The sequence below is a fragment of the Mesorhizobium sp. WSM4833 genome (assembly GCF_055811095.1).
This window is the reverse complement of the sequence record NZ_JBVVQG010000031.1, coordinates 1-19,467: the sequence shown is the minus strand read 5'-3', so window position 1 is coordinate 19,467 and position 19,467 is coordinate 1. Positions and strand designations below refer to the sequence as shown.

Sequence of the window (19,467 nt, the reverse complement as noted above, 5' to 3'; positions counted from 1 at the left end):
AAGCCAAGGTCCGGGCGGCCACCCGGACCTTGGCTCAATCGCTCTAATCCCACGAAATCTCTCTCGTGTAGATACAAAGGTGGATCGGCGCGCAGCGCCGAGACGGATGAGGGGTGCGTGACGGAGTGAGGCGGTGAAGGTTCTGCTCTGGTTCAGGGCGTTTACTGTTGGCGTATCGCCAAGCTGGAACACCCCTCATCCGTCTTGCCGCTGCGCGGCAATCCACCTTCTCCCACAAGGGGAGAAGGTTAGAAATGCCGGCGCATCACCGTCGCCCGGCCCTTCGCAGGCTCAGAGCGTTCGAGGCTCGTAAAGCCAAGCAATTGGCTTTACGTCCGCTAGCGCGGACCGCCTCTCAACTCTCAATCCAAACCTTCTCGAAATGCTGCTCCAGCGCCTGGTGCTGTTCGCAGCCTTCGACGCCCTTGCGATAGGTCCGGTAGACCGAGCGCCAGTAGGGTTGGATGATGATGCCTGAATCGCGCAAATTCTGCTCGATCTTGCCCATGATCTCCTTGCGCGCCTTGGCGTCGGGTGTCGCCAGTGCCTTGTCGAGCAGCGTGTCGAACTCGGGATTGGCGTAGGCGCTCTCGTTCCAGGCAGCGCCGGATTTATAGGCCAGCGCCAGCACCTGGACGCCGAGCGGGCGGCCGAGCCATTCGGTGCAGGAGAAGGGGTATTTGCTCCAGTCGTTCCAGAAGGTGGCGGCGGGCAGCACCGTGCGCTTGATCTTAAGGCCGGCCTCGCGCATCTGCGCGCCGATGGCGTCGCCGGTGCTCTTTTGCCATTCGACATCGACGGAGATGAGCTCGAACTCGTGGTCGGCCTTACCGGCCTCGGCAAGCAGCTTCTTCGATTGCTCGACGTCACGCTTGGCCGGGCCGATATCGGCATATTCGGGGTGCATGGGGCCGACATGGTGGTTGTCGGCGGGCTTGCCGCGGCCGCCGAGGCCGAGCGCCAGCACGGCGGCATTGTCGACGGCGAGCTGGGCTGCGCGGCGCACCTTGACGTCGTCATAGGGCGCGTTGGCGACATTGAAGCGGGCGACGATGGTCGAACCGGTGGCGATCTCGGAATTCATCAGCCCCATCGTCTCGGTCTGCGAGACGGCATCGGAAGCGGTCTCGTGGTCGGTGTCGATCTCGCCGGATTCGAAGGCCGAGAGCATGGCGTTGGGGTCGGAGCCGTAGTCGACCCATTTGATGCCGTCGAGATGGAATTCGCCCTTCCACCAGGGCTTATCCTTGCGCTTCACCTCCGCACCCGTCTCGGCATCCCAGCTGACCAGCTCGCAGGGGCCGGTGGTGATGGCAAGCGCCTTCAGGGGATCGCCGTCGCCCTCATAGGAGCGGTGCATGATCAGCGCCGGATAATCGGCCATGCCGGCGATCAGCGAGATGTCGGGCTTCGGCAGGTTCAGCTTGATGGTGAAGTCGTCGACCTTTTCGATGCCGCCATCGACGACCTTCTTGGTTTCGGCATTGACCAGCGCGCCCATGCGCGCGGCGACCGAATTGCCGGGCACGGAAGCGTCGCACCAGCGGGTGAGGTTGTGGATGACATCGTCGGCGTTGAAGGCATCGCCGTTCGACCATGAGATGCCCTTGCGCACATGCAGGGTCAGCGTCCTGGCGTCGTCGCTCGCCTCCCAGCTTTCGAGCAGCCAGGGCTCGAAGGAGAAGTCGGTGTTCCAGCGCACCAGATATTCGTTGCAGTGGCGGGCGACATTCGACATCTCGACGCCGTCGAAGGTGCGCGGGTCCTTGAAACCCTTGACGTTCATGGCGACGCGCAGGACGCCGCCCTTCTTGGGTTCCGCCGCGCGAGCAGGGATGGTGCCAAGTCCGCCCAGCGCCAGCGCCCCGGCGGCGCTGACGCCGAGCCCGGCCATCAGCGCCAGATATTCGCGGCGGTTGATGCCGCCGGCCTTGAAATCGTCGGCCACGGGTTTGGCTTGCGGGTGGAGTTTGCGGTCGGTCAGCATGAATTTCATCGTCGTTCCCCTGTTGTTGATGCATGCCGCCCAAAGGTGCCCAGCGGTTTTGGGACAATGCATGCACAGAAAAATCGCCCCGGCCGATCGACAGGCGCGGGGGCGGACGCGACCGCCGGGGCGCCGTTGCCTGAGGGGGAATGATAGAGCGGGGTGACGCTGCGGAGTGTTCGCTTTTCCGCAGTGATTGTGCGGGGTTCCGCGGGAGAGGCTTGGGTTCCTCGCCCCACGAAAGTGGGAGAGGTGGCTCGGCGAAGCCGAGACGGAGAGGGGACCGCTCTACAAAGCCCCCTCACCCAGCCTCCGCTTCGCTCGGCTGACCTCTCCCCGAGGGGAGAGGAGACTTGCAGCGCCGGCGCTTCTCTCTTCTCCCCAGCGGGGAGAAGGTGGCCGCGAAGCGGCCGGATGAGGGGGCCTTCGCCACGTTCAATACGGCCACTCGCCCCTGCCCAGCGCGCCAACCGCGCCGACAATCCGCGCAAACGCTTCCGCGGCTGCCGGCACCGTGGTGCGGGCACGCAGGAAGCTGTGCACCAGCCTCGGCTCTTCGTGCCACCACGCCTTGCCGCCGGCGGCCACAATGCGGTCGCGGTAGGTCTCGCCATCCGACGACAGCGGGTCGCATTCGGCGGTGACGATCACCGTCGGCGGCAGGCCGGTGAAATCCTTGTCGCGCAGCGGCGCAAAAGTCGGATCGTCCAGCGATTGGCGCCTGGCCGAGCGGACGTCGCGGTAGAAGGCGACGTCGGCCACCGACAGCAGCGGCGCGTCGGCGTGTTCGATGTAGGAGCCGGCACGCTCGTCGCCGCCGAGCTCGGGGTAGATCAGCACCTGGCCGATGGCAGCGCTGGCGTGGCGGCGCGTCGCCTGCGCCACCGCCGCGGCCAGATTGCCGCCGGCGCTTTCGCCGCACAGCACCAGCGGCAGGCCTGATCTCGCCGCTGCCCATTCGAAGGCGGCCACCGCATCGTCGAAGGCGGCGGGATGAAGATGCTCCGGCGCCAGCCGGTAATCGACCGACAGCACGTCGAAACCTGTGCCGGCGCAGAGCTCGGCGCAGATGTCGTCATGGCTTTCCAACCCGCCGAGGATGAAGCCGCCGCCGTGGTAGTAGATCACCATCGCCTGGGCGGCGTTGCCCTCGAGCCGGTAGCGCCGGACCGGGATGTCGCGGCCGGCGGCGGCGATCAGCCCGTCGCTGGCCTTGACGCCAGCCGGGCGGCCCTGGTGGAAAGCCCGGCTCATCCTGTCGTAGACAGCGCGCTGCTTGTCGATCGGCAGGCCGATGATTTCGGGCGGATACCAGGCGTTGACGGCGTCGATATAGGCCCAAAGGGCCGGGTCGAGCCGTGTTTCGTAGGGGCCGCGCGTCATAGATCGGCGTAGAGCGCGGCCGCGTTGTCGAAGGAGAAGCGCAGCGGCACCGAGCCTTCGACCTGCCAGGCGGTGACGCTTTCGCCGGCCAGCAGCCGGCAGGCGCCATCGGTGTCGGTGACGGCGCCGCCATAGAGGCGGTTGGCGAGGTTGAGGATACCGGTCTGGTGCATGGCCGCGCTGCCGCTGCCGCAGGCATCCTTGACCAGCAGCACGCGAAAGCCTTTTGCCACCGCATCCTTGACCGACGCGTCGATGCAGGCCTCGGTCCAGACGCCTGCGATGACCAGCCATTCGATGCCTGAAGATTTGATGTCGCGCGCCGCCGGGCCGGAGCGGAAGGCGCTGGCCTCGGCCTTGATCAGCAGCGCCTCGCCCTTGGCCGGCGCCACCTCACGGCAGATCTCGGTCAGCGGATCGCTCTTGTCGGAGAAGGCCGACTTGCCATCCTCGCCAAGCGGATGAAAGGGGCGGTCCTGCTTGTCGAGATCGACGATGTAGGCCCAGTGGTAGAGCGGCACCTGGTTCCGCCGCGCCGCCGCCTGCAGGCGCTGGACGTTGGCGAGGATCGTGGGAAAGCCCTCGACGAGGTAGCGCGGGTCCTGCCGGTGCTCTTCCTGCAGGTCGATGAAGATCGCGGCCACCGTGCCGGGCTTGAGGGAGATGGGCGTTTTCATGCGGCGCCTGCGTGATGCATGGGCGAGGCAGTCAAAGACCCTTCCGTATGCCGGCGGGACAGAGGGGGGCGCCAGGCAACGAGGCGCTCATTGGTTGCCCGTATCAAACCTGCGTCTCCAGAAACTCGTCCTCATAAGGAAAGCGCGACAGCAACTCCGTGCCCGTCTCGGTGATCAGGATCTCGTCCTCCAGCTTGACGCCCTCGCGGCCGCCCTTTTCGCCGATATAGCTTTCGACGCTCACCACCATGCCTGGCACGATATGGCCGTCGCGGCCATAGGTCTCGTAATCCATGGCATGCGCGATGAACGGCGTTTCGCCATGCATGCCGACGCCGTGCATGACCGAGGTGTAGCGCTGGTCGACGAAACGGTCGGGGATCTTCCACGCCTGCTCGGCGATCTCGCGGAAGGCCATGCCGGGCTTGACGATCGAAATGTTGTGCTGAACCTGATCGTGCGCCATGCGGTAGAGCGACTTCTGGTAGGGCGTCGGCTTGCCCGGCCCGCAGCGGAAGGTGCGCGAGAAATCCGAATAATAGCCGTAGCAGCCGATGGTGTCGGTATCGAGCGCCAAGAGTTCGCCGGGGCGGATCTTGCGGCCGCTGGCCTCGTTGAACCACGGGTTGGTGCGCTGGCCTGATGTCAGCAGCCGCGTCTCGATGAACTCGCCGCCCTGGCGGATGACCTCGCCATACATGATAGCGAACAGGTCGTTTTCGGAAACGCCGGGCTTGATCGCCTCGCGCACCGCATAGACGGCGGCCTCGGCGCCGGCCATCGACACCTGCAGGCATTTGACCTCTTCCGGCGTCTTCACCGCGCGCACCGCCAGGATTTCGCCCTGGCAATCCCTGACCTCACAGCCGCGCTTTTCCAGCGCCAGCGCCTGCAGATGGCTGCAGCGGTCGAGGCCGAGCTTCATCGAGCCGCCGCCATGCTTTTTCAAAAGCTCGGCGATCTCGTCGGCGAACGGACCTGCGGTCTCGTCGTCGCGGCCCGAGACCGACGACCAGACCAGCTTGGAAGGCCGCGCCTCGTCGATCGTGTCGAGCACCATGGAGACATGATAGCTCTGCGGATATTCGAACAGCACGATCGGCCCGTCGGTCGGGATAAAGAAATAGCGGGTCGAGTTGCGCAGGAAATAGCCGAACATGTTGCGCGAGCCGGTGGCGTAGCGCTGGTTGTACGGATCGAACAGCACCACGCCGCCATAGCCGGCCTCGCGCATCCAGCCGCGCAGCTTGGCCAGCCGGCCTTTGCGCAAGGCGTCGGCATCGATGAAGGACGGTTCGGTGTCCGACAGCCACATGCCGCCGGCCGGATCGGCCGCCGCGGGGTGGCGCATGCGGTCCTTGAAGTCCACGTCCTCGGTGCTGTCGGGGTCGAAAACGACGATGCTCATGGGCTCGGCCTTGGCTGGGTTGCGAGGTCGCAGCATGGCGCAGGCGGGGCGGATGGATTGTGCGGAAAACCGCATGTGTTGTGCGGGATGCCGCTGGCCTAACAAGAGATGCGCTAACCTCTCACAGCGTCAGCGAGCGCCAAGCCTAATGCCGTCGCGCCAGCTTCGGCGGGTGGCCATGCTCCTCGCGAAACGCCCGGGCAAAGCTCGACATCGAGGCAAACCCACATGCCAGCGCCACGTCGCGCACGGCGAGCGTCGAGTGCGCCAGCAGGTCGGCGGCGCGTTTGAGCCTCAGGCGCCGGTAATAGCCGTTGGGCGAGATGGCGAGTTCGGAGCGGAAGGAGCGCTCGAGCTTGTCTGAGGACACGCCGAGCTTCGCGGTCAGCTCGGCCATGCCGAGCCGTTCCTCGACCGCATCCTCCATGATGGCGATGGCCGACAGCACCAGCTCGTTCTGGACCCCGGTGCGCAGGCGCAGCGGCATCATCTTGCGGTCGATGCTGGAGCGCAGCTGGCTGTGCACGAACCATTCGGCGACGCCGGCGGCAAGCTCGGCGCCGTAGTCGCGGGTGATGATCTCCAGCATCATGTCGAGGCTGCCGACGCCACCGGCCGAGGTGAAGCGCTTGCGGTCGATGACATAGAGGTCGCGCCTGAGCTCGATGTTGGGGAAGGCTTCGGTGAAGGCGGCCTGGCTGGTCCAGTGCAAGGTGCAGGCATGGCCGTCGAGCAGGCCGGCGCGCGCCAGGAAGAACGCGGCATCCGCCACCGCACCGATATGGGCGCCATTGCGCAGGCTCTTGCGGATCCAGTGTGCAGCGTCCTCGGCGACGAGGTGATCGGCATCGCCGCCCGAGCAGACGACGATGCGGTCGACCTTCGGCGCATCCTCGGCGTAAAAGCCCGGCTGGATGACGACGCCGTTCGACGCCTCGACCGCACCTTTCGTGCCGCCGACGATGATCCAGCGATAGCATTGCCGTTTCGCCAGGACATTGGCGGCGCGCAGCGGCTCGATGACCGAGCTGAACGCCATCATCGGAAAACCTGGGAACACCAGCACGGCGAAAGTGAGGGGTTCAGTGGGCTTGGGTGGTTCGCGCGTGGCCATGGGGCGCTACATTTCGGGCAGATGGGGTTCGGGGTCAATTGGCCGGTCCATCATCATGAGACGTCCGCGCGCCGCCCCTTGCCCTTTCTCTCCCTCGTCGATCGGGGGAGAGGTGTCGAGCGAAGCTCGACGGAGTGGGGGTCGACCCTCGCCGCGCGCCCTGAGGTCTCTTGCTCGTCAGATTGTGCCTGTCTTGCGGCGACTGCGCGTCTGCGAACGCCTTCCCCCACTCCGTCTCGGCTTCGCCGAGCCACCTCTCTCCCCTCCGGAGGGAAAGGAAAGGAGCCAAGGCAGGGCGATGAGGGGCAACGCTGAAGTTGCAAGTTGATTGAGCTTCTATCCCCCCAGCGCCTGCTCCAGATCCGCAATCAGATCATCGCCATCCTCGATCCCCGCCGACAACCTTACCAGCGAATCCGATATGCCGATCTCGGCCCGTTTCTCCGCCGGTATGGAGCCATGCGTCATCAGCGCCGGGTGTTCGATCAGGCTCTCCACACCGCCGAGGCTTTCGGCGAGCGTGAACAATTGCGTGCGTTCGAGGAACTTTTTGGTGCCGGCTAGGTCGCGGTCGAGCACGGCTGTGATCATGCCGCCGAAGGCATGCATCTGCTGGACGGCGACGGCGTGCTGCGGGTGGCTGGCGAGGCCGGGATAGATGACGCGGCGGACGTCGCGGCGCGCTTCCAGCCATTGCGCGATCTTGAGCCCGTTGGCGGAATGGCGCTCCATGCGCAGCGCCAGCGTTTTCAGCCCGCGCAGCGCCAGAAAACTGTCGAACGGGCCCGAAATGGCGCCGATGGCGTTCTGCAGGAATTTCAGCTGGGCGGCCAGATCCTTGTTGTCGCCGACCACGGCGACGCCGCCGACCATATCGGAATGGCCGTTGAGATATTTGGTCGTCGAATGCACGACGATATCGATGCCGAGCTCCAGCGGCCGCTGGATATAGGGGCTGCAGAAGGTGTTGTCGGCGACCGTGAGAATCCCCTTGCGCCTGGCAAATGCGGCGACGCCTTCGAGGTCGACGATGCGCAGCAGCGGGTTGGTGGGGGTTTCGACCCACAGCATTTTCGTCTCGGGCCGGATCGCGGCCTCCACGGCGGCGAGGTCGGTGAAGTCGACGAACGAGACCCGCAGATCGGCCGAGCGCTTGCGCACCCGCTCCATCAGCCGGAAGGAACCGCCATAGATGTCGTCGGTGGCGACGATATGCGCACCGGAATCGAGCAGCTCCAGCACGGTGGCGATCGCCGCCAGCCCTGACGCGAAGGCGAACGCGGCCGAGCCGCTTTCGAGGTCGGCCACCGCGCGCTCGAAAGCAAAGCGCGTCGGGTTCTGGCTGCGGGCATATTCAAAGCCCTTGTGCACGCCGGGCGATTGCTGGCCATAGGTCGAGGTGGCGTAGATCGGCACCATCACCGCGCCGGTCAGCGGGTCGTGGCTCTGGCCGCCATGAATGGTGCGCGTCGAGAAAGCCAGACGGTTTTTCCCGGCTGGCGGAGTATTGCTGGTCATCGTGCGCGCCTCAGATGGTTGATCAGATCGATGCGGGTAATCAGGCCGACGAATTCGTCGCCGTCGAAGATGATGGCGACCTCGTTGCGGTCGAACACCGGCAGCAGCGCGTCCAGCGTCTGGCTGGCCTGCAGCGTGTGCAGGTTGGAGGTCATGGCCGTGCGCACCGGGCCGTTGAAGCGCTCCCAGCGGCCGTCATAAGGGCCGTCGACCTTGGCCAGGATGTCGCTTTCGTCAACGATGCCGACGAGCTTGCCATTGTCGAGCACCGGCAGCTGCGAGACATCGGAGCGGCGCATGCGGCCATAGGCATTGAGCAGGCTTTCGTCCGGGCCGACATAGACGGTGTCGCCGGTGCGGTGTGAGCGCATCACCAGGTCACGCAGATCGCCATGCTGCTCGTGCTCGGCCAGCCCCTGCTCGGCCAGCCAGAAATCGTCGAACACCTTCGACAGGTACTTGTTGCCACTGTCGCAGACGAAGGTGACGACGCGTTTGGGCACCGTCTGCTCGCGGCAATAGCGCAGCGCCGCCGACAGCAGCGTGCCCGAGGATGAGCCGGCAAGAATACCTTCCTTGGACAAGAGGTCGCGCACCGCCAGCATGCTCTGCTTGTCGGGGATCGAATAGGCCTTCTTGACCAGCGACAGATCGGCATTGGGCGGCACGAAATCCTCGCCGATGCCTTCCACGGTCCAGCTGCCGGCCTCTTCCATCTTGCCAGTCTTGATCAGCGGCGCCAGCACCGAGCCGACCGGATCGGCCAGCACCATTTCGGTCTTCGGCGACACTTTTGCGAAGTAGCGGCCAAGCCCGGTCAGCGTGCCGCCCGAGCCGACGCCGACCACCACGGCATCCACGTTACCGTCGAGCTGCGAAAAGATCTCGGGGCCGGTGGTGGATTCATGCGCCAGCGGATTGGCCGGGTTGGCGAACTGGTTGGCATAGAAGGCGCCGGGCGTTTCCGCCGCGATCTTCTCGGCCATGTCCTGGTAATATTCGGCATGGCCCTTGCCGACATCGGAGCGCGTCATGCGCACTTCGGCGCCGAGCGCGCGCAGGTGCTGGATCTTTTCGCGCGACATCTTGTCGGGCACGACCAGCACGATGCGGTAGCCCTTGGGGATGCCGACCTGGGCGAGGCCAAGCCCGGTGTTGCCGGCGGTCGCCTCGACGATGGTGCCGCCGCGCTTGAGCTTGCCCTGCTTTTCAGCCGCGGCGATCATCGACAGCGCGATGCGGTCCTTGATCGAGCCGCCGGGATTCTGGCTTTCGAGCTTGATGAACAGCCGGCATTTGCCGGTGTCGAACTTGGTCAGCTCGACCACCGGCGTCTGGCCGATCAGGTCGAGTACCGACTTGTAGGGCGGACGCAGGCGGGACAATTCGGCTTCCGAGGGGGCACTGTCCAGTGCGGCGATCTCATGCTCGCTCATATCGATGCTCCATGACCAAGCGACCGCCTCTGGGCAGGGCGGCAGCGTAGCCTCTTTTCCAGCCCTTTGCAGTCGGAAAGAAGATAGATCGTGCCAATCAACCGGCCAGATGCGGAATGAAATTCCGGTTTGTGCCTCAAGGGCTTGGAGGGTGTGTCGAGATTCAGGTCAGGCCGAGCCGAAAATGGCAGATTCCGAGAACCGGAGCAGAGCGTACTTTTGGGTACGTGAGCACCGGAAGCCACAGGAAGCCGCATTTGCAGGCCGGCATCACCTGAATATCGACACAGCCTACCCCAGCAGCTGCTTGCTCAGCCTCGCACACTGCACGCGGATATCGGGGATGGCGTCGATCTCGAAGAAGGTGCCGCGCGTCAGCGGGCCGACGGCGAGGATCTTGGCCGAAACGGTTCCGTCGCCGGCGATGATCTCGCATTTGGTCGATACGTCGAGGCCGATGCGCAGCGGATCCGGCCTTGCCAGGCCGCGGTCCACCAGCGAGCGCACGACGCTGTTCGACGAGGTCGAGATGTCCCTGACGATGCCAGAGCAATCGTAGATGCGGGCGACCTCGAAGGTCTCGAGACGCTGCGTGTGACGCGACTGGACCTGGACGGTGAATTCGCCGTTGCGCGCAATGTCGACGACGCGGCCGGCGACCAGGCGGATGCGGCCGGATTGCACGGCCTCGGTGACACGGGCGTAGACCTCGGGCGCCATGCGATGGCGGTGGATGTCCCACCAGGCCTTGGTGTGCTCGACGAAGCGGCGCTTGGCGGAAGCCGGCCAGTTCTGCCAGATCTTCTGGTTGAACGGCCGCAGCCCGTCGACGACGTCACGCCAGTCGATGCCGGCCTTCTGGTTTTCCTTGATCAGGTCGCGGAACCAGCCGACGAAATAGGAGAGCTGCGTGCCGAGCGGAATGTCGGCGACGTCGAGCTTGATCGGATTGCCCTTGCGATGCGGCGAGGGCAGCAGGCCGCGCCTGGACACAGCTATGATGTCGCCGCGATGGCCGCGTTGCTCCAGCGCCAGGAAAGCATCGACCATGCTGAGGCCGGTGCCCAGCACCATGACGCCGGCGTCCGGGGGAAGTGCTGTATCGGCTTCCGATCCCATCCTGATGGCATGGCCTTGCGCCGGCTCCTCGTCATGGCCGGTGGCCAGCACGGCGAGATGCGCAACCACGCTGGTGCCGTTGGCCAGCGCCACTTCGACGCCGGAGGCGGTGGGCGTGATCGAGAGGCTTTCCTCGCGGATCAGCCGAAGCCGACCGCTCTGCTTTTCCCGCGCTTCCAGATCGACCAGCAACTCGCCGAGATAGCGGGCATAGATGCTGCGTGGCGCATAGAAGGGCGCCTCCTCAGCCGTTGCCAGGCCGCGTTCCTGAAGCCAGCGCCAGAAATTGCCGGGATCGTCGGCATAGGCGCTCATGCCGGCGGCGCTGACATTCAGTACATGCGCCGACAGCAGCGTCGAATAGGCGATGCCCTGGCCGAAATGCGGGCGCCTTTCGATCAGCGTGACGCGCAGGTCGGGATTGGGCGACTTCAGGAGATGCGCGGCCAGCACGACGCCGCTGGCGCCGCCACCGACAATGATGATGGAGTTGGCTCGCCCGGTCATAGGCATGCCTTCGCTCTGCGCAGCGCCAGTGTCAGGCCTGGACCTTCACCGCGACCGGCAGATCGCCGATGCCGACCGACAGGTCGTCGAGAGAGATATCGCGCATTTCGGCGAGGCTGCGCTGATCGAGCACCTCGGCGATCGCCTGCCGGACCTCGAGCATCAGATGTCGGACTTGGCATGTCGCCTCGTTGCAATCTTCACAGCGCTGGTACTGAGTGCGGCTGGCGCAGGGGATCGGCGCCAGCGGACCGTCGAGGACGCGCACGACATGGCCGACCTTGATCTCGTCGGCGGGCCGCGCCAGGCGATAGCCGCCATCCTTGCCCTTGCGGCTCTGGACGAAGCCGGCATTGCGCAACTCGCCCAGGATGGCGTCGAGAAATTTCTTCGGGATGTTGTTGCCGGTGGCGACGTCGTTGACGAAGGCGAGCTGCCCGGCCGGCAATCGCGCGAGGTGGACAAGCGCCTTGAGGCCGTACTTACCTTTTTTGGTGAGCATGAGATCAAAATTTCTCTGGCATGCGACGGCATGGAACCATCGGTTGCAAAACGCCTGGCGTGCGTTGCCGCCGCGTCCAAGCCCGCATCACACATAAATTCTAGTGACATGATGTACAAGCCGAGAACTGCTGATTTTGCTTCGTTTTCAAGCCGCGCCGGCCATTTTGACCAGCCTTTGTGCCCACAGGGACACAAAAGCGCACGAGTTTGGGGGCGCGATCATCGCGATATGGTGACTGCTCATCGTCGCCTCCAGTCTCAATGTCGATAAGATTACTATACTTACCCTCGAACACGCGGAATGGGTTGTCAAATCGGCGGTTGTTTGAGGCATGAATTTGCCTGGAAGAGGCCGGAAGCGGGAATTCTAGTTCGCGGTGGGCGTAGGCGGAGCCATCACCGCAGTTCAGGAGGTTAAAGGTCGGTGGGACAGAGGGGGGCGCTGGCCCGCCGGCGTCGAAAGGCCTGCCCTGTGGCGACACTCTGCCCCACCGCAACCACCCTATCCGCCTCACCACCTCACCATCGACAGCTTTTTTCTAACAAGCCCGCCTTGGTTGGAAGGATTTAACTCTACAAGAACCATAGAATTAGCTGACTATTATGAAGCATTCCGGTTTTTCTCTTTTCAGGAGCCCTTCATGTCCACCATTTCGCGACGCATTCTTCTGCTCTCGTCGGCGGCACTTGCCGGTGCGGCCTTCCTCGGCCCGGCCCTGGCCAACGACCTCAAGATCACCATCGGCTACCAGACGGTGGTCGAACCCTCGAAAGTGCCGCAGGCCGACGGCGCCTATGAAAAGGCGACGAAGGCCACCATTGATTGGCGCAAATTCGATTCCGGCGCCGATGTCATCGCCGCGGTCGTTTCCGGTTCGGTCGATATCGGCTATGTCGGCTCGAGTCCGCTGGCGGCGGCGGCGAGCCGCGAATTGCCGATCCAGACTATCTTCATCGTCGGCTTGATCGGCGAATCCGAGGCGCTGGTGGCACGCAACGGCGCCGGCATCGAGAAAATCGCCGATCTCGCCGGCAAGAAGGTCGCCGTGCCGTTCGTCTCGACGACGCATTACAGCCTGCTCGCAGCACTGAAGCATGAGGGCGTCGATCCGAAGTCGGTCGAGATCCTCAATCTCCGGCCTCCGGAAATCGCCGCCGCCTTCTCGCGCGGCGACATCGACGCCGCTTATGTCTGGGATCCGGCGCTCGGCCAGATCAAGACGACGGGCAAGGTGGTGGTGGATTCCTCGCAGGTCGCCGCCTGGGGCGCGCCGACCTTCGACGCCTGGATCGTGCGCACCGACTTCGCCGAAAAGAACCCGGAAGCGGTGCGCGACTTCGTCAAGGTGACGGGCGCGGCATATGCCGAGTTCCTCGCCAAGCCCGAAGCCTGGTCGGTATCGTCGCCGCAGGCGGCCGCGATCGCCAAACTCACCGGCGCCAAGCTGGAAGAAGTGCCGCAGCTGCTCAAGGGCTATGTCTTCCCGACGCTGGAAGAGCAGGCCTCCGACAAATTCCTCGGCGGCGGCACGGTCAAGGCGGTCGAAGCGACATCCACCTTCCTCAAGGAGCAAGGCAAGATCGACGCCGTGCTTCCCGACTATTCGAAATACGTATCGTCGAAATACGTCACCGAGGCGCTCGCCTCGAACTAGTACTCGCTTAACGCAATTCCGGACGGAAAACCGCTTCACACTTTTCCTGGAATTGCTCTGAACGCGCGCGGATCTTTTTCCCTAACGCCGCGTGCTGACTGCCCCGGAACCGCTGACGAGGGCCGGGGCAGTCGGATTTCAACGAACCGCGAGGCATCCATGCCGCATCTCGTGCTCGACCCCCATCTCGTACTGGACAAGGTCTCGATCCACTATGACGGCCAGGCAGCGCCTGCCGTCGAGCGGGTGTCGATCGATGTCGCCAAGGGCGATTTCGTCGTGCTGGTCGGCCGTTCCGGCTGCGGCAAGACCTCGCTGCTCAACGTCGCCGCCGGCCTTATCGCGCCGGCGCGCGGTACGGCTTCAATCAACGGCAAGCCGATCACAGCACCTGGCTCGGACCGGGCGGTGGTGTTCCAGAACGATGCTTTGTTCCCATGGCTGACGGCGCGCGAAAACGTTGCCTTCGCGCTCAGGCTGCGCGGTGTCGCTCCGGCCGAGCGGGCGCGGCGCGCCGATGAGCTGCTGGCGCTGGTGAAGCTCGCCGACGCCGGCGACAAGTGCATCTGGGAGCTTTCCGGCGGTATGCGCCAGCGTGTCGGCCTGGCTCGGGCGCTCGCCGCCGAACCCGAATTCCTGCTGCTCGACGAACCGCTCGGCGCGCTCGATGCGCTGACGCGCGAGCGCATGCAGACGACGCTGCTCGATCTGTGGACGGCAAGCGATGTCGGCGTGCTGATGGTGACGCATGGCATCGAGGAGGCGCTGGTGCTGGCCACCCGCATCGTCGTGCTGGCGCCTGGCCCGGGCCGCGTGGTGCAAACTTTCGAACCCGGCTTCTCCAGGCGCTACGCATCGGGCGAGGCCATCCGCACCATCAAGGCCGACCCGGCCTTCGCCGCGGCGCGCGGCGAACTAACCGACGCGATCTTCGAAGGAGAGGCGGCATGACCGTTACCTCCTACACCGAGCGGCCGGGACACAAGGTCGACGAGGCCGACGGCCTGTCGGTGCCGTGGTCGCGGTCCAGCCCGAAACGCAAAGGCGTTTCCGCGCGCGCGGTCAGCGTGATGACCATCCTGGTGGTGCTGGCGCTGTGGGCGCTGTCGGCCCGCCTGCAACTGGTGTCGCCAGTGTTCCTGCCCTCGCCGGTTGCGGTGTGGAACAAGTTCATCACCGTCGCCCGCGACGGCTTCGTCGATGCGACGCTGCTGCAGCATGCGATCGCCAGCCTGGGCCGGGTTTTCGCCGCGCTGGTCGCCGCCATCCTCGTCGGCGTGCCGGTTGGGCTCGCCATCGGCATCAGCACGATCGGGCGCGGCATCTTCGATCCGCTGCTTGAGTTCCTGCGGCCGATCCCGCCGCTCGCCTACCTGCCGCTGGTCGTCATCTGGTTCGGCATCGGCGAACCGTCGAAGATCCTGGTGATCACTATTTCCATGCTGGCGCCGGTGGCATTGTCGACCGCGTCCGGCGTTCGCGGCGTTTCGCAGGAACGCATCAATGCGGCGCGCTCACTGGGTGCTACTCAGCGCCAAGTGGTCCGCCATGTCATCCTGCCGAGCGCACTGCCGGCGATCCTGACCGGCCTGCGCATCGCGCTCGGCGCCGGCTGGTCGACGCTGGTCGCCGCCGAACTGGTGGCGGCGACGCGCGGGCTTGGTTTCATGATCCAGTCGGCCGCCCAGTTCCTCGTCACCGACGTGGTGGTGATGGGCATATTGGTGATCGCGGCCATTGCCTTCGTGCTGGAATTCACCCTCCGCAGGATCGAGCGCGTGCTCGTCCCGTGGGCGGGACGCGAATGATTGGGAACCAGAAGAGCAGGAGAGAATGCCGATGACCCATTCCACCGCCGTGCTGTTCGCCCAAGCCGGCAATTGGCTTCTCGCCTGGACCAGGGAAAGCCAGCCGCTTGAACAGCAACCGAAATCGCCAACGCCGGTCCGCTGGGACGCCGAGCGCGACCGCCTGCCGCCACGCGACGAGAGTTTTTACTGGGCCTGGCAGTACTGGTCGCAGTGAGGGGATTGGCGATTGGCACTAGCCCCCGCGTCTTCGTCATCCTAGGGCGGAGCAAGGAGCGAAGCGACGCAGCGCAGACCCCAGGATGGCGAATTCCAGGTAGCCAAAGAAGATAATTCCCATTCTCCCCTCTAACTCGCAAAATCATTCCTCTACTAAATTTATAGAATTACCTAGCCTCATCCATCTTCCAACCGGCGAGGCCATTTCCGGCGCCGATCCGCAGCGAAGGAGAGGGATCAATGTTCAATCTAACGAGACGTGTTTTCGGCATCGGCCTGCTGGCGGCGACGGTTGCCGTGTCGTCCGGCGCCACGGCGCAGGAGCTGAAGCAGTTCAGCATCGGCTATCAGAAGACCGGCCTGCCGGTGATCGCCAGGCAGCAGCAGGTGATCGAGAAGGCACTTGAAGACAAGGGCGTGACGGTCAAGTGGGTCGAGTTCACCGCCGGTCCGCCGCTGGTCGAGGCGCTCAATGTCGGCGCCATCGATGTCGGCTGGACCGGCGACGCGCCGCCGATCTTCGGCCAGTCGGCCGGTGCCAACATCGTCTATGCCGCAGCGCTGCCGTCGAATGGCGAGGGCGAGGCGATCTTCGTCAAGCCGGCGTCGCCGATCCAGTCGGTCGCCGATCTCAAGGGCAAGCGCGTCGGTGTCGGCAAGGGCACCAGCGCGCACAATCTGCTCGTCGCCGCGCTGGAGAAGGCCGGCATCCCGTTCGACCAGATCACGCCGGTCTATCTCAGCCCGGCGGATGCGGCCGCAGCCTTTGCCAGCGACCAGATCGATGCCTGGACCGTCTGGGATCCGTTCTTCGCCATCGCCGAAACCCGCTACCAGCCGCGTGTGCTGGCCCGCTCCAGCGAGGTGCTGAAGGTCAACACCTATTTCCTCGCCAACAAGGACTTCGCCAAGGCGCATCCCGAAACCGTCACCACAACGATATCAGCCTTGGGCGAGGCGGCGAAATGGGCCGACCAGAACCGCGACAAGGTGGCCGCGGCGCTGCATGAGGTGACCGGCGTGCCGCTCGACGCGCAGATCATCGCCGCCAACCGCACCAAATTCGGCGTCTTCCCGATCACCGACGAGATCATCGCCGGCCAGCAGGCGACCGCAGACCGCTTCTTCAAGCTCGGGCTGATCCCGAACGCGGTCCGCATCTCCGACGCGGTGTGGACGGCACCCGGCAACTGACTTGTCCCCTGACGGCGCCGGGTGAGAACGCCCGGCGCCATTTGCGTTCGCACCCATATCTCCAGGAGATCCGCCCGTGACTGTGCCAGACATGACCGCGCCTGCCAGCACCGCACCGCTCGATTTCTTCTGGTTCATCCCGACGCATGGCGACGGCTCCTATCTCGGTTCCGAGGAGCAGCAGCGGCCGCCCGAATTCGGCTACTTCAAGGAGATCGCGCAGGCGGTCGACCGGCTCGGCTTTCCCGGCGTGCTGTTGCCGACCGGCCAGAATTGCGAGGATTCCTGGATCACCGCGACGGGCCTTGCGACACTCACCGAAAAACTGAAGTTCCTGGTCGCGCTGCGGCCGGGCGTCACGCTGCCGACTTTCGCCGCACGCCAGACCGCCGCCCTCGATCGCTTGAGCAATGGCCGCCTGCTGCTCAATGTCGTGGTCGGCGGCAACCCGACCGAGCTCGCCGGCGACGGCGTCTTCCTGCCGCATGACGAGCGCTATGCCCAGGCGCATGAATTCCTGACCATCTGGCGCGGCCTGGTGTCCGGCGAGCGGGTCAATTTCAACGGCAAATATTACCGCGTCGAAAATGGCCGCCTCGACCTTCTGCCGCACCAGGAACGGCCGCCGCTCTATTTCGGCGGATCGTCGGATGCCGGCCAGGACCTCGCCGCGGACCTCGTCGACATGTATCTGACCTGGGGCGAACCGCCGGCACAGGTGGCCGAGAAGCTGGCCGCGGCGCGCGCAAAGGCGGCGCGGCGCGGCAGAAAACTGCGCTTCGGCATCCGGCTGCATTTCATCGTGCGCGAGACCGAGGACGAAGCCTGGCGCGCCGCCGACCGGCTGATCAGCCATGTCACCGACGCCCAGATCGAAAACGCGCAGGCGCGCTTCCTCAACCAGATGGATTCAGTCGGCCAGCGCCGCATGGCGGAGCTGCATGGCGGCCGCCGCGACAGGCTGGTGGTGTCGCCCAATCTGTGGGCCGGCGTCGGGCTGGTGCGCGGCGGCGCCGGCACGGCGCTGGTCGGCACGCCGGAACAGATCGCCGGGCGCATCCGCGAATACCAGGCGATCGGCATCGATACCATCATCGGCTCGGGCTATCCGCATCTCGAGGAGGCCTACCGCGTCGCCGAGCTTCTGTTTCCGAAACTCGGGCTCGGCACCAGGCGGCAGCGGGCGCATGAGAACATCGCCAACGAATTCTCGGTCGGCTTCCATGGCGCCAACCGCCTGCAGGCTTCGTCATGAGCTTTTCCACGCGCCTGCATAGCAACGCCATCGGTTGGCTGCTGCCGGCGCTGATCATTGCCGGCTGGGAGATTGCCAGCCGCGCCGGCGTCATGCCGGCCAACGTGCTGCCGGCGCCCAGCGCGGTCGCCGAGGCCTTCTGGCGGCTGACGCTGTCGGGCGAACTGATCCGCAACATCGGCGTCTCGACCGCGCGCGCCCTTGCCGGCTTTGCCGTCGGTGGCTCGATCGGTTTTGCGCTCGGCCTTGCCAACGGGCTATCGACGCTCAGCCGCGGCCTGACCGACACGACGCTGCAGATGATCCGCAACATTCCGCATCTGGCGCTGATCCCGCTGGTCATCCTGTGGTTCGGCATCGACGAGGAAGCCAAGCTGTTCCTGGTGGCGCTCGGCGTGTTCTTTCCGATCTACGTCAACACGCTGCTCGGCATCCAGAGCGTCGACCCACAGCTGGTCGAGATGGGCCGCGTCTACGGCATGGACCGGCGCGCCCTATTCTTCCGCGTCATCCTGCCCGGCGCGCTGCCGTCGATCTTCGTCGGCCTGCGCTATGCCCTGGGCATCATGTGGCTGACGCTGATCGTCGCCGAAACCATCTCGGCCAGTTCGGGCCTCGGCTACATGGCCATGCAGGCGCGCGAATTCCTGCTGATCGATGTCGTCGTGCTGTCGATCCTGATCTACGCGCTGCTCGGCAAGCTCGCCGACAGCCTCGCCCGCCTGCTCGAGCGGCTGTCGCTCGGCTGGCATCCGGCCTTCCAGAACGGATGAGAGATTGCCCATGACCGCCGCCAGCCTGACCGCAGCCCGTTCCTTCGTCGCCACGCCGGTGCGGCCGATCGGCTCCGTCGAAGGACAGCGGGCCTTTGCCTTCAGGCATGCCGGCAAGCGCTTCGGCGACAAGACCGTGCTCGACGGCATCGACCTGGACGTGCCGGCCGGGCAGTTCCTTGCCGTCATCGGCAAGAGCGGCTGCGGCAAGAGCACGCTGTTGCGGCTTCTGGCCGGGCTCGACCGGCCGACATCGGGATCGCTGTCCTTCGGCGTCGAAGAGGAAGGACACAGCCGCACGCGCTTCATGTTCCAGGAGCCACGGCTCCTGCCCTGGGCCAGCGTGGTGGAAAACGTCGAGGTCGGGCTGACCGGCATCGCCACCGGTAGCGAAGCGAGGCACCGCGCGCTCGACATCCTCGGCGAGGTCGGGCTTGCCGACCGGGCCGACGAATGGCCTTCGGTGCTGTCCGGAGGTCAGAAGCAGCGCGTGGCGCTGGCCCGCGCGCTGGTCGGCCACCCGCAGATCCTGGCTCTCGACGAGCCGCTCGGCGCACTCGACGCCCTGACCCGCATCGAGATGCAGCAGCTTCTGGAACGCATCTGGATCGCGCAGAAGTTCACGGCCGTGCTGGTCACGCATGATGTCGCCGAAGCGGTCGCGCTCGCCGACCGGGTCGTGGTGATCAGCGAAGGCCGGGTCGCGCTCGATCTGGATGTGCCCGTGGAACGGCCGCGCCGGCGCGGTTCGGTGGAGCTGGCCCGGCTGGAGGGCAAGATTCTGGATCGGCTATTCGGGTAGGGTTGTCGGGGGCAGGGCCCTGGAGGACCGCCTTCCCCCACTCCGTCGCTGCTTCGCAGCGCCACCTTGTATCTACACGAGAGAGATTTCGTGGGATTAGAGCGATTG

At 65.2% G+C, this 19,467-nt stretch carries 17 protein-coding genes; 8 read left to right on the top strand and 9 right to left on the bottom strand.

Going from position 1 to position 19,467, the window contains the following annotated elements; all coding sequences use genetic code 11:
• Positions 1 to 355: 355 nt before the first annotated feature.
• The 9 genes from AC0L2D_RS31465 to AC0L2D_RS31425 form a co-directional block, all read right to left on the bottom strand.
• On the bottom strand, positions 356 to 1,996 hold the full coding sequence (locus AC0L2D_RS31465) for an ABC transporter substrate-binding protein (protein ID WP_473544041.1): 1,641 nt from the start codon (positions 1,994 to 1,996) through the stop codon (positions 356 to 358).
• 426 nt (positions 1,997 to 2,422) lie between these two features.
• Positions 2,423 to 3,370, bottom strand: a complete 948-nt coding sequence (locus AC0L2D_RS31460; protein ID WP_473544039.1) for an alpha/beta hydrolase — start codon at positions 3,368 to 3,370, stop codon at positions 2,423 to 2,425.
• Positions 3,367 to 4,047, bottom strand: a complete 681-nt coding sequence (locus tag AC0L2D_RS31455; RefSeq protein WP_473544037.1) for an isochorismatase family protein — start codon at positions 4,045 to 4,047, stop codon at positions 3,367 to 3,369. Before AC0L2D_RS31455 ends, AC0L2D_RS31460 begins: the two co-directional genes overlap by 4 nt.
• Positions 4,048 to 4,150: 103 nt before the next feature.
• On the bottom strand, positions 4,151 to 5,455 hold the full coding sequence (locus AC0L2D_RS31450; protein WP_127385197.1) for a M24 family metallopeptidase: 1,305 nt from the start codon (positions 5,453 to 5,455) through the stop codon (positions 4,151 to 4,153).
• A gap of 145 nt (positions 5,456 to 5,600) precedes the next feature.
• Entirely contained in the window at positions 5,601 to 6,569 is a 969-nt protein-coding gene (locus AC0L2D_RS31445) for a GlxA family transcriptional regulator (protein ID WP_024504110.1), read from the bottom strand.
• 336 nt (positions 6,570 to 6,905) lie between these two features.
• On the bottom strand, positions 6,906 to 8,087 hold the full coding sequence (locus AC0L2D_RS31440; protein ID WP_473544035.1) for a trans-sulfuration enzyme family protein: 1,182 nt from the start codon (positions 8,085 to 8,087) through the stop codon (positions 6,906 to 6,908).
• Positions 8,084 to 9,523, bottom strand: coding sequence for a pyridoxal-phosphate dependent enzyme (locus AC0L2D_RS31435; protein WP_063173432.1), 1,440 nt, complete (start codon positions 9,521 to 9,523; stop codon positions 8,084 to 8,086). The genes AC0L2D_RS31440 and AC0L2D_RS31435 overlap by 4 nt, the downstream gene beginning before the upstream one ends.
• Positions 9,524 to 9,814: 291 nt before the next feature.
• Positions 9,815 to 11,149: an FAD/NAD(P)-binding protein gene (locus AC0L2D_RS31430; protein WP_064992682.1), complete on the bottom strand. Its 1,335-nt coding sequence runs from the start codon at positions 11,147 to 11,149 to the stop codon at positions 9,815 to 9,817.
• 31 nt (positions 11,150 to 11,180) lie between these two features.
• Complete coding sequence (locus AC0L2D_RS31425) at positions 11,181 to 11,651, bottom strand: RrF2 family transcriptional regulator (RefSeq protein WP_013528705.1); 471 nt, start codon at positions 11,649 to 11,651, stop codon at positions 11,181 to 11,183.
• Between the two features lie 643 nt (positions 11,652 to 12,294).
• Between AC0L2D_RS31425 and tauA the strand changes: the two genes are divergently transcribed.
• The 8 genes from tauA (at position 12,295) to AC0L2D_RS31385 (ending at position 19,359) form a co-directional block, all read left to right on the top strand.
• Positions 12,295 to 13,308 carry a taurine ABC transporter substrate-binding protein gene (gene tauA / locus AC0L2D_RS31420; protein ID WP_473544032.1) on the top strand — a complete coding sequence of 338 codons (1,014 nt, stop codon included), beginning with the start codon at positions 12,295 to 12,297 and terminating at the stop codon, positions 13,306 to 13,308.
• A gap of 159 nt (positions 13,309 to 13,467) precedes the next feature.
• Positions 13,468 to 14,259, top strand: a complete 792-nt coding sequence (locus AC0L2D_RS31415; protein ID WP_473544030.1) for a taurine ABC transporter ATP-binding protein — start codon at positions 13,468 to 13,470, stop codon at positions 14,257 to 14,259.
• Positions 14,256 to 15,116, top strand: coding sequence for an ABC transporter permease subunit (locus tag AC0L2D_RS31410; protein ID WP_013528708.1), 861 nt, complete (start codon positions 14,256 to 14,258; stop codon positions 15,114 to 15,116). Before AC0L2D_RS31415 ends, AC0L2D_RS31410 begins: the two co-directional genes overlap by 4 nt.
• 31 nt (positions 15,117 to 15,147) lie before the next feature.
• The gene (locus AC0L2D_RS31405) at positions 15,148 to 15,333 is read left to right on the top strand and encodes a hypothetical protein (RefSeq protein WP_013528709.1); all 186 of its coding nucleotides are present in this window, start codon (positions 15,148 to 15,150) and stop codon (positions 15,331 to 15,333) included.
• A 242-nt stretch (positions 15,334 to 15,575) separates the two neighbouring features.
• Positions 15,576 to 16,529: a sulfonate ABC transporter substrate-binding protein gene (locus AC0L2D_RS31400; protein WP_127224153.1), complete on the top strand. Its 954-nt coding sequence runs from the start codon at positions 15,576 to 15,578 to the stop codon at positions 16,527 to 16,529.
• A gap of 91 nt (positions 16,530 to 16,620) precedes the next feature.
• Positions 16,621 to 17,784, top strand: a complete 1,164-nt coding sequence (gene ssuD, locus AC0L2D_RS31395; RefSeq protein ID WP_024502224.1) for an FMNH2-dependent alkanesulfonate monooxygenase — start codon at positions 16,621 to 16,623, stop codon at positions 17,782 to 17,784.
• Positions 17,781 to 18,557 carry an ABC transporter permease subunit gene (locus tag AC0L2D_RS31390; RefSeq protein ID WP_027161252.1) on the top strand — a complete coding sequence of 259 codons (777 nt, stop codon included), beginning with the start codon at positions 17,781 to 17,783 and terminating at the stop codon, positions 18,555 to 18,557. The genes ssuD and AC0L2D_RS31390 overlap by 4 nt, the downstream gene beginning before the upstream one ends.
• A gap of 10 nt (positions 18,558 to 18,567) precedes the next feature.
• Positions 18,568 to 19,359 carry an ATP-binding cassette domain-containing protein gene (locus tag AC0L2D_RS31385; protein WP_063173426.1) on the top strand — a complete coding sequence of 264 codons (792 nt, stop codon included), beginning with the start codon at positions 18,568 to 18,570 and terminating at the stop codon, positions 19,357 to 19,359.
• The last annotated feature ends 108 nt before the right edge of the window (positions 19,360 to 19,467 follow it).

Bases quoted from the DNA above. Each gene is read 5' to 3' on its own strand.
- AC0L2D_RS31465 (WP_473544041.1), bottom strand. From the start codon at position 1,996: ATGAAATTCATGCTGACCGACCGCAAACTCCACCCGCAAGCCAAACCC.
- AC0L2D_RS31460 (WP_473544039.1), bottom strand. From the start codon at position 3,370: ATGACGCGCGGCCCCTACGAAACACGGCTCGACCCGGCCCTTTGGGCC.
- AC0L2D_RS31455 (WP_473544037.1), bottom strand. From the start codon at position 4,047: ATGAAAACGCCCATCTCCCTCAAGCCCGGCACGGTGGCCGCGATCTTC.
- AC0L2D_RS31450 (WP_127385197.1), bottom strand. From the start codon at position 5,455: ATGAGCATCGTCGTTTTCGACCCCGACAGCACCGAGGACGTGGACTTC.
- AC0L2D_RS31445 (WP_024504110.1), bottom strand. From the start codon at position 6,569: ATGGCCACGCGCGAACCACCCAAGCCCACTGAACCCCTCACTTTCGCC.
- AC0L2D_RS31440 (WP_473544035.1), bottom strand. From the start codon at position 8,087: ATGACCAGCAATACTCCGCCAGCCGGGAAAAACCGTCTGGCTTTCTCG.
- AC0L2D_RS31435 (WP_063173432.1), bottom strand. From the start codon at position 9,523: ATGAGCGAGCATGAGATCGCCGCACTGGACAGTGCCCCCTCGGAAGCC.
- AC0L2D_RS31430 (WP_064992682.1), bottom strand. From the start codon at position 11,149: ATGACCGGGCGAGCCAACTCCATCATCATTGTCGGTGGCGGCGCCAGC.
- AC0L2D_RS31425 (WP_013528705.1), bottom strand. From the start codon at position 11,651: ATGCTCACCAAAAAAGGTAAGTACGGCCTCAAGGCGCTTGTCCACCTC.
- tauA (WP_473544032.1), top strand. From the start codon at position 12,295: ATGTCCACCATTTCGCGACGCATTCTTCTGCTCTCGTCGGCGGCACTT.
- AC0L2D_RS31415 (WP_473544030.1), top strand. From the start codon at position 13,468: ATGCCGCATCTCGTGCTCGACCCCCATCTCGTACTGGACAAGGTCTCG.
- AC0L2D_RS31410 (WP_013528708.1), top strand. From the start codon at position 14,256: ATGACCGTTACCTCCTACACCGAGCGGCCGGGACACAAGGTCGACGAG.
- AC0L2D_RS31405 (WP_013528709.1), top strand. From the start codon at position 15,148: ATGACCCATTCCACCGCCGTGCTGTTCGCCCAAGCCGGCAATTGGCTT.
- AC0L2D_RS31400 (WP_127224153.1), top strand. From the start codon at position 15,576: ATGTTCAATCTAACGAGACGTGTTTTCGGCATCGGCCTGCTGGCGGCG.
- ssuD (WP_024502224.1), top strand. From the start codon at position 16,621: ATGACCGCGCCTGCCAGCACCGCACCGCTCGATTTCTTCTGGTTCATC.
- AC0L2D_RS31390 (WP_027161252.1), top strand. From the start codon at position 17,781: ATGAGCTTTTCCACGCGCCTGCATAGCAACGCCATCGGTTGGCTGCTG.
- AC0L2D_RS31385 (WP_063173426.1), top strand. From the start codon at position 18,568: ATGACCGCCGCCAGCCTGACCGCAGCCCGTTCCTTCGTCGCCACGCCG.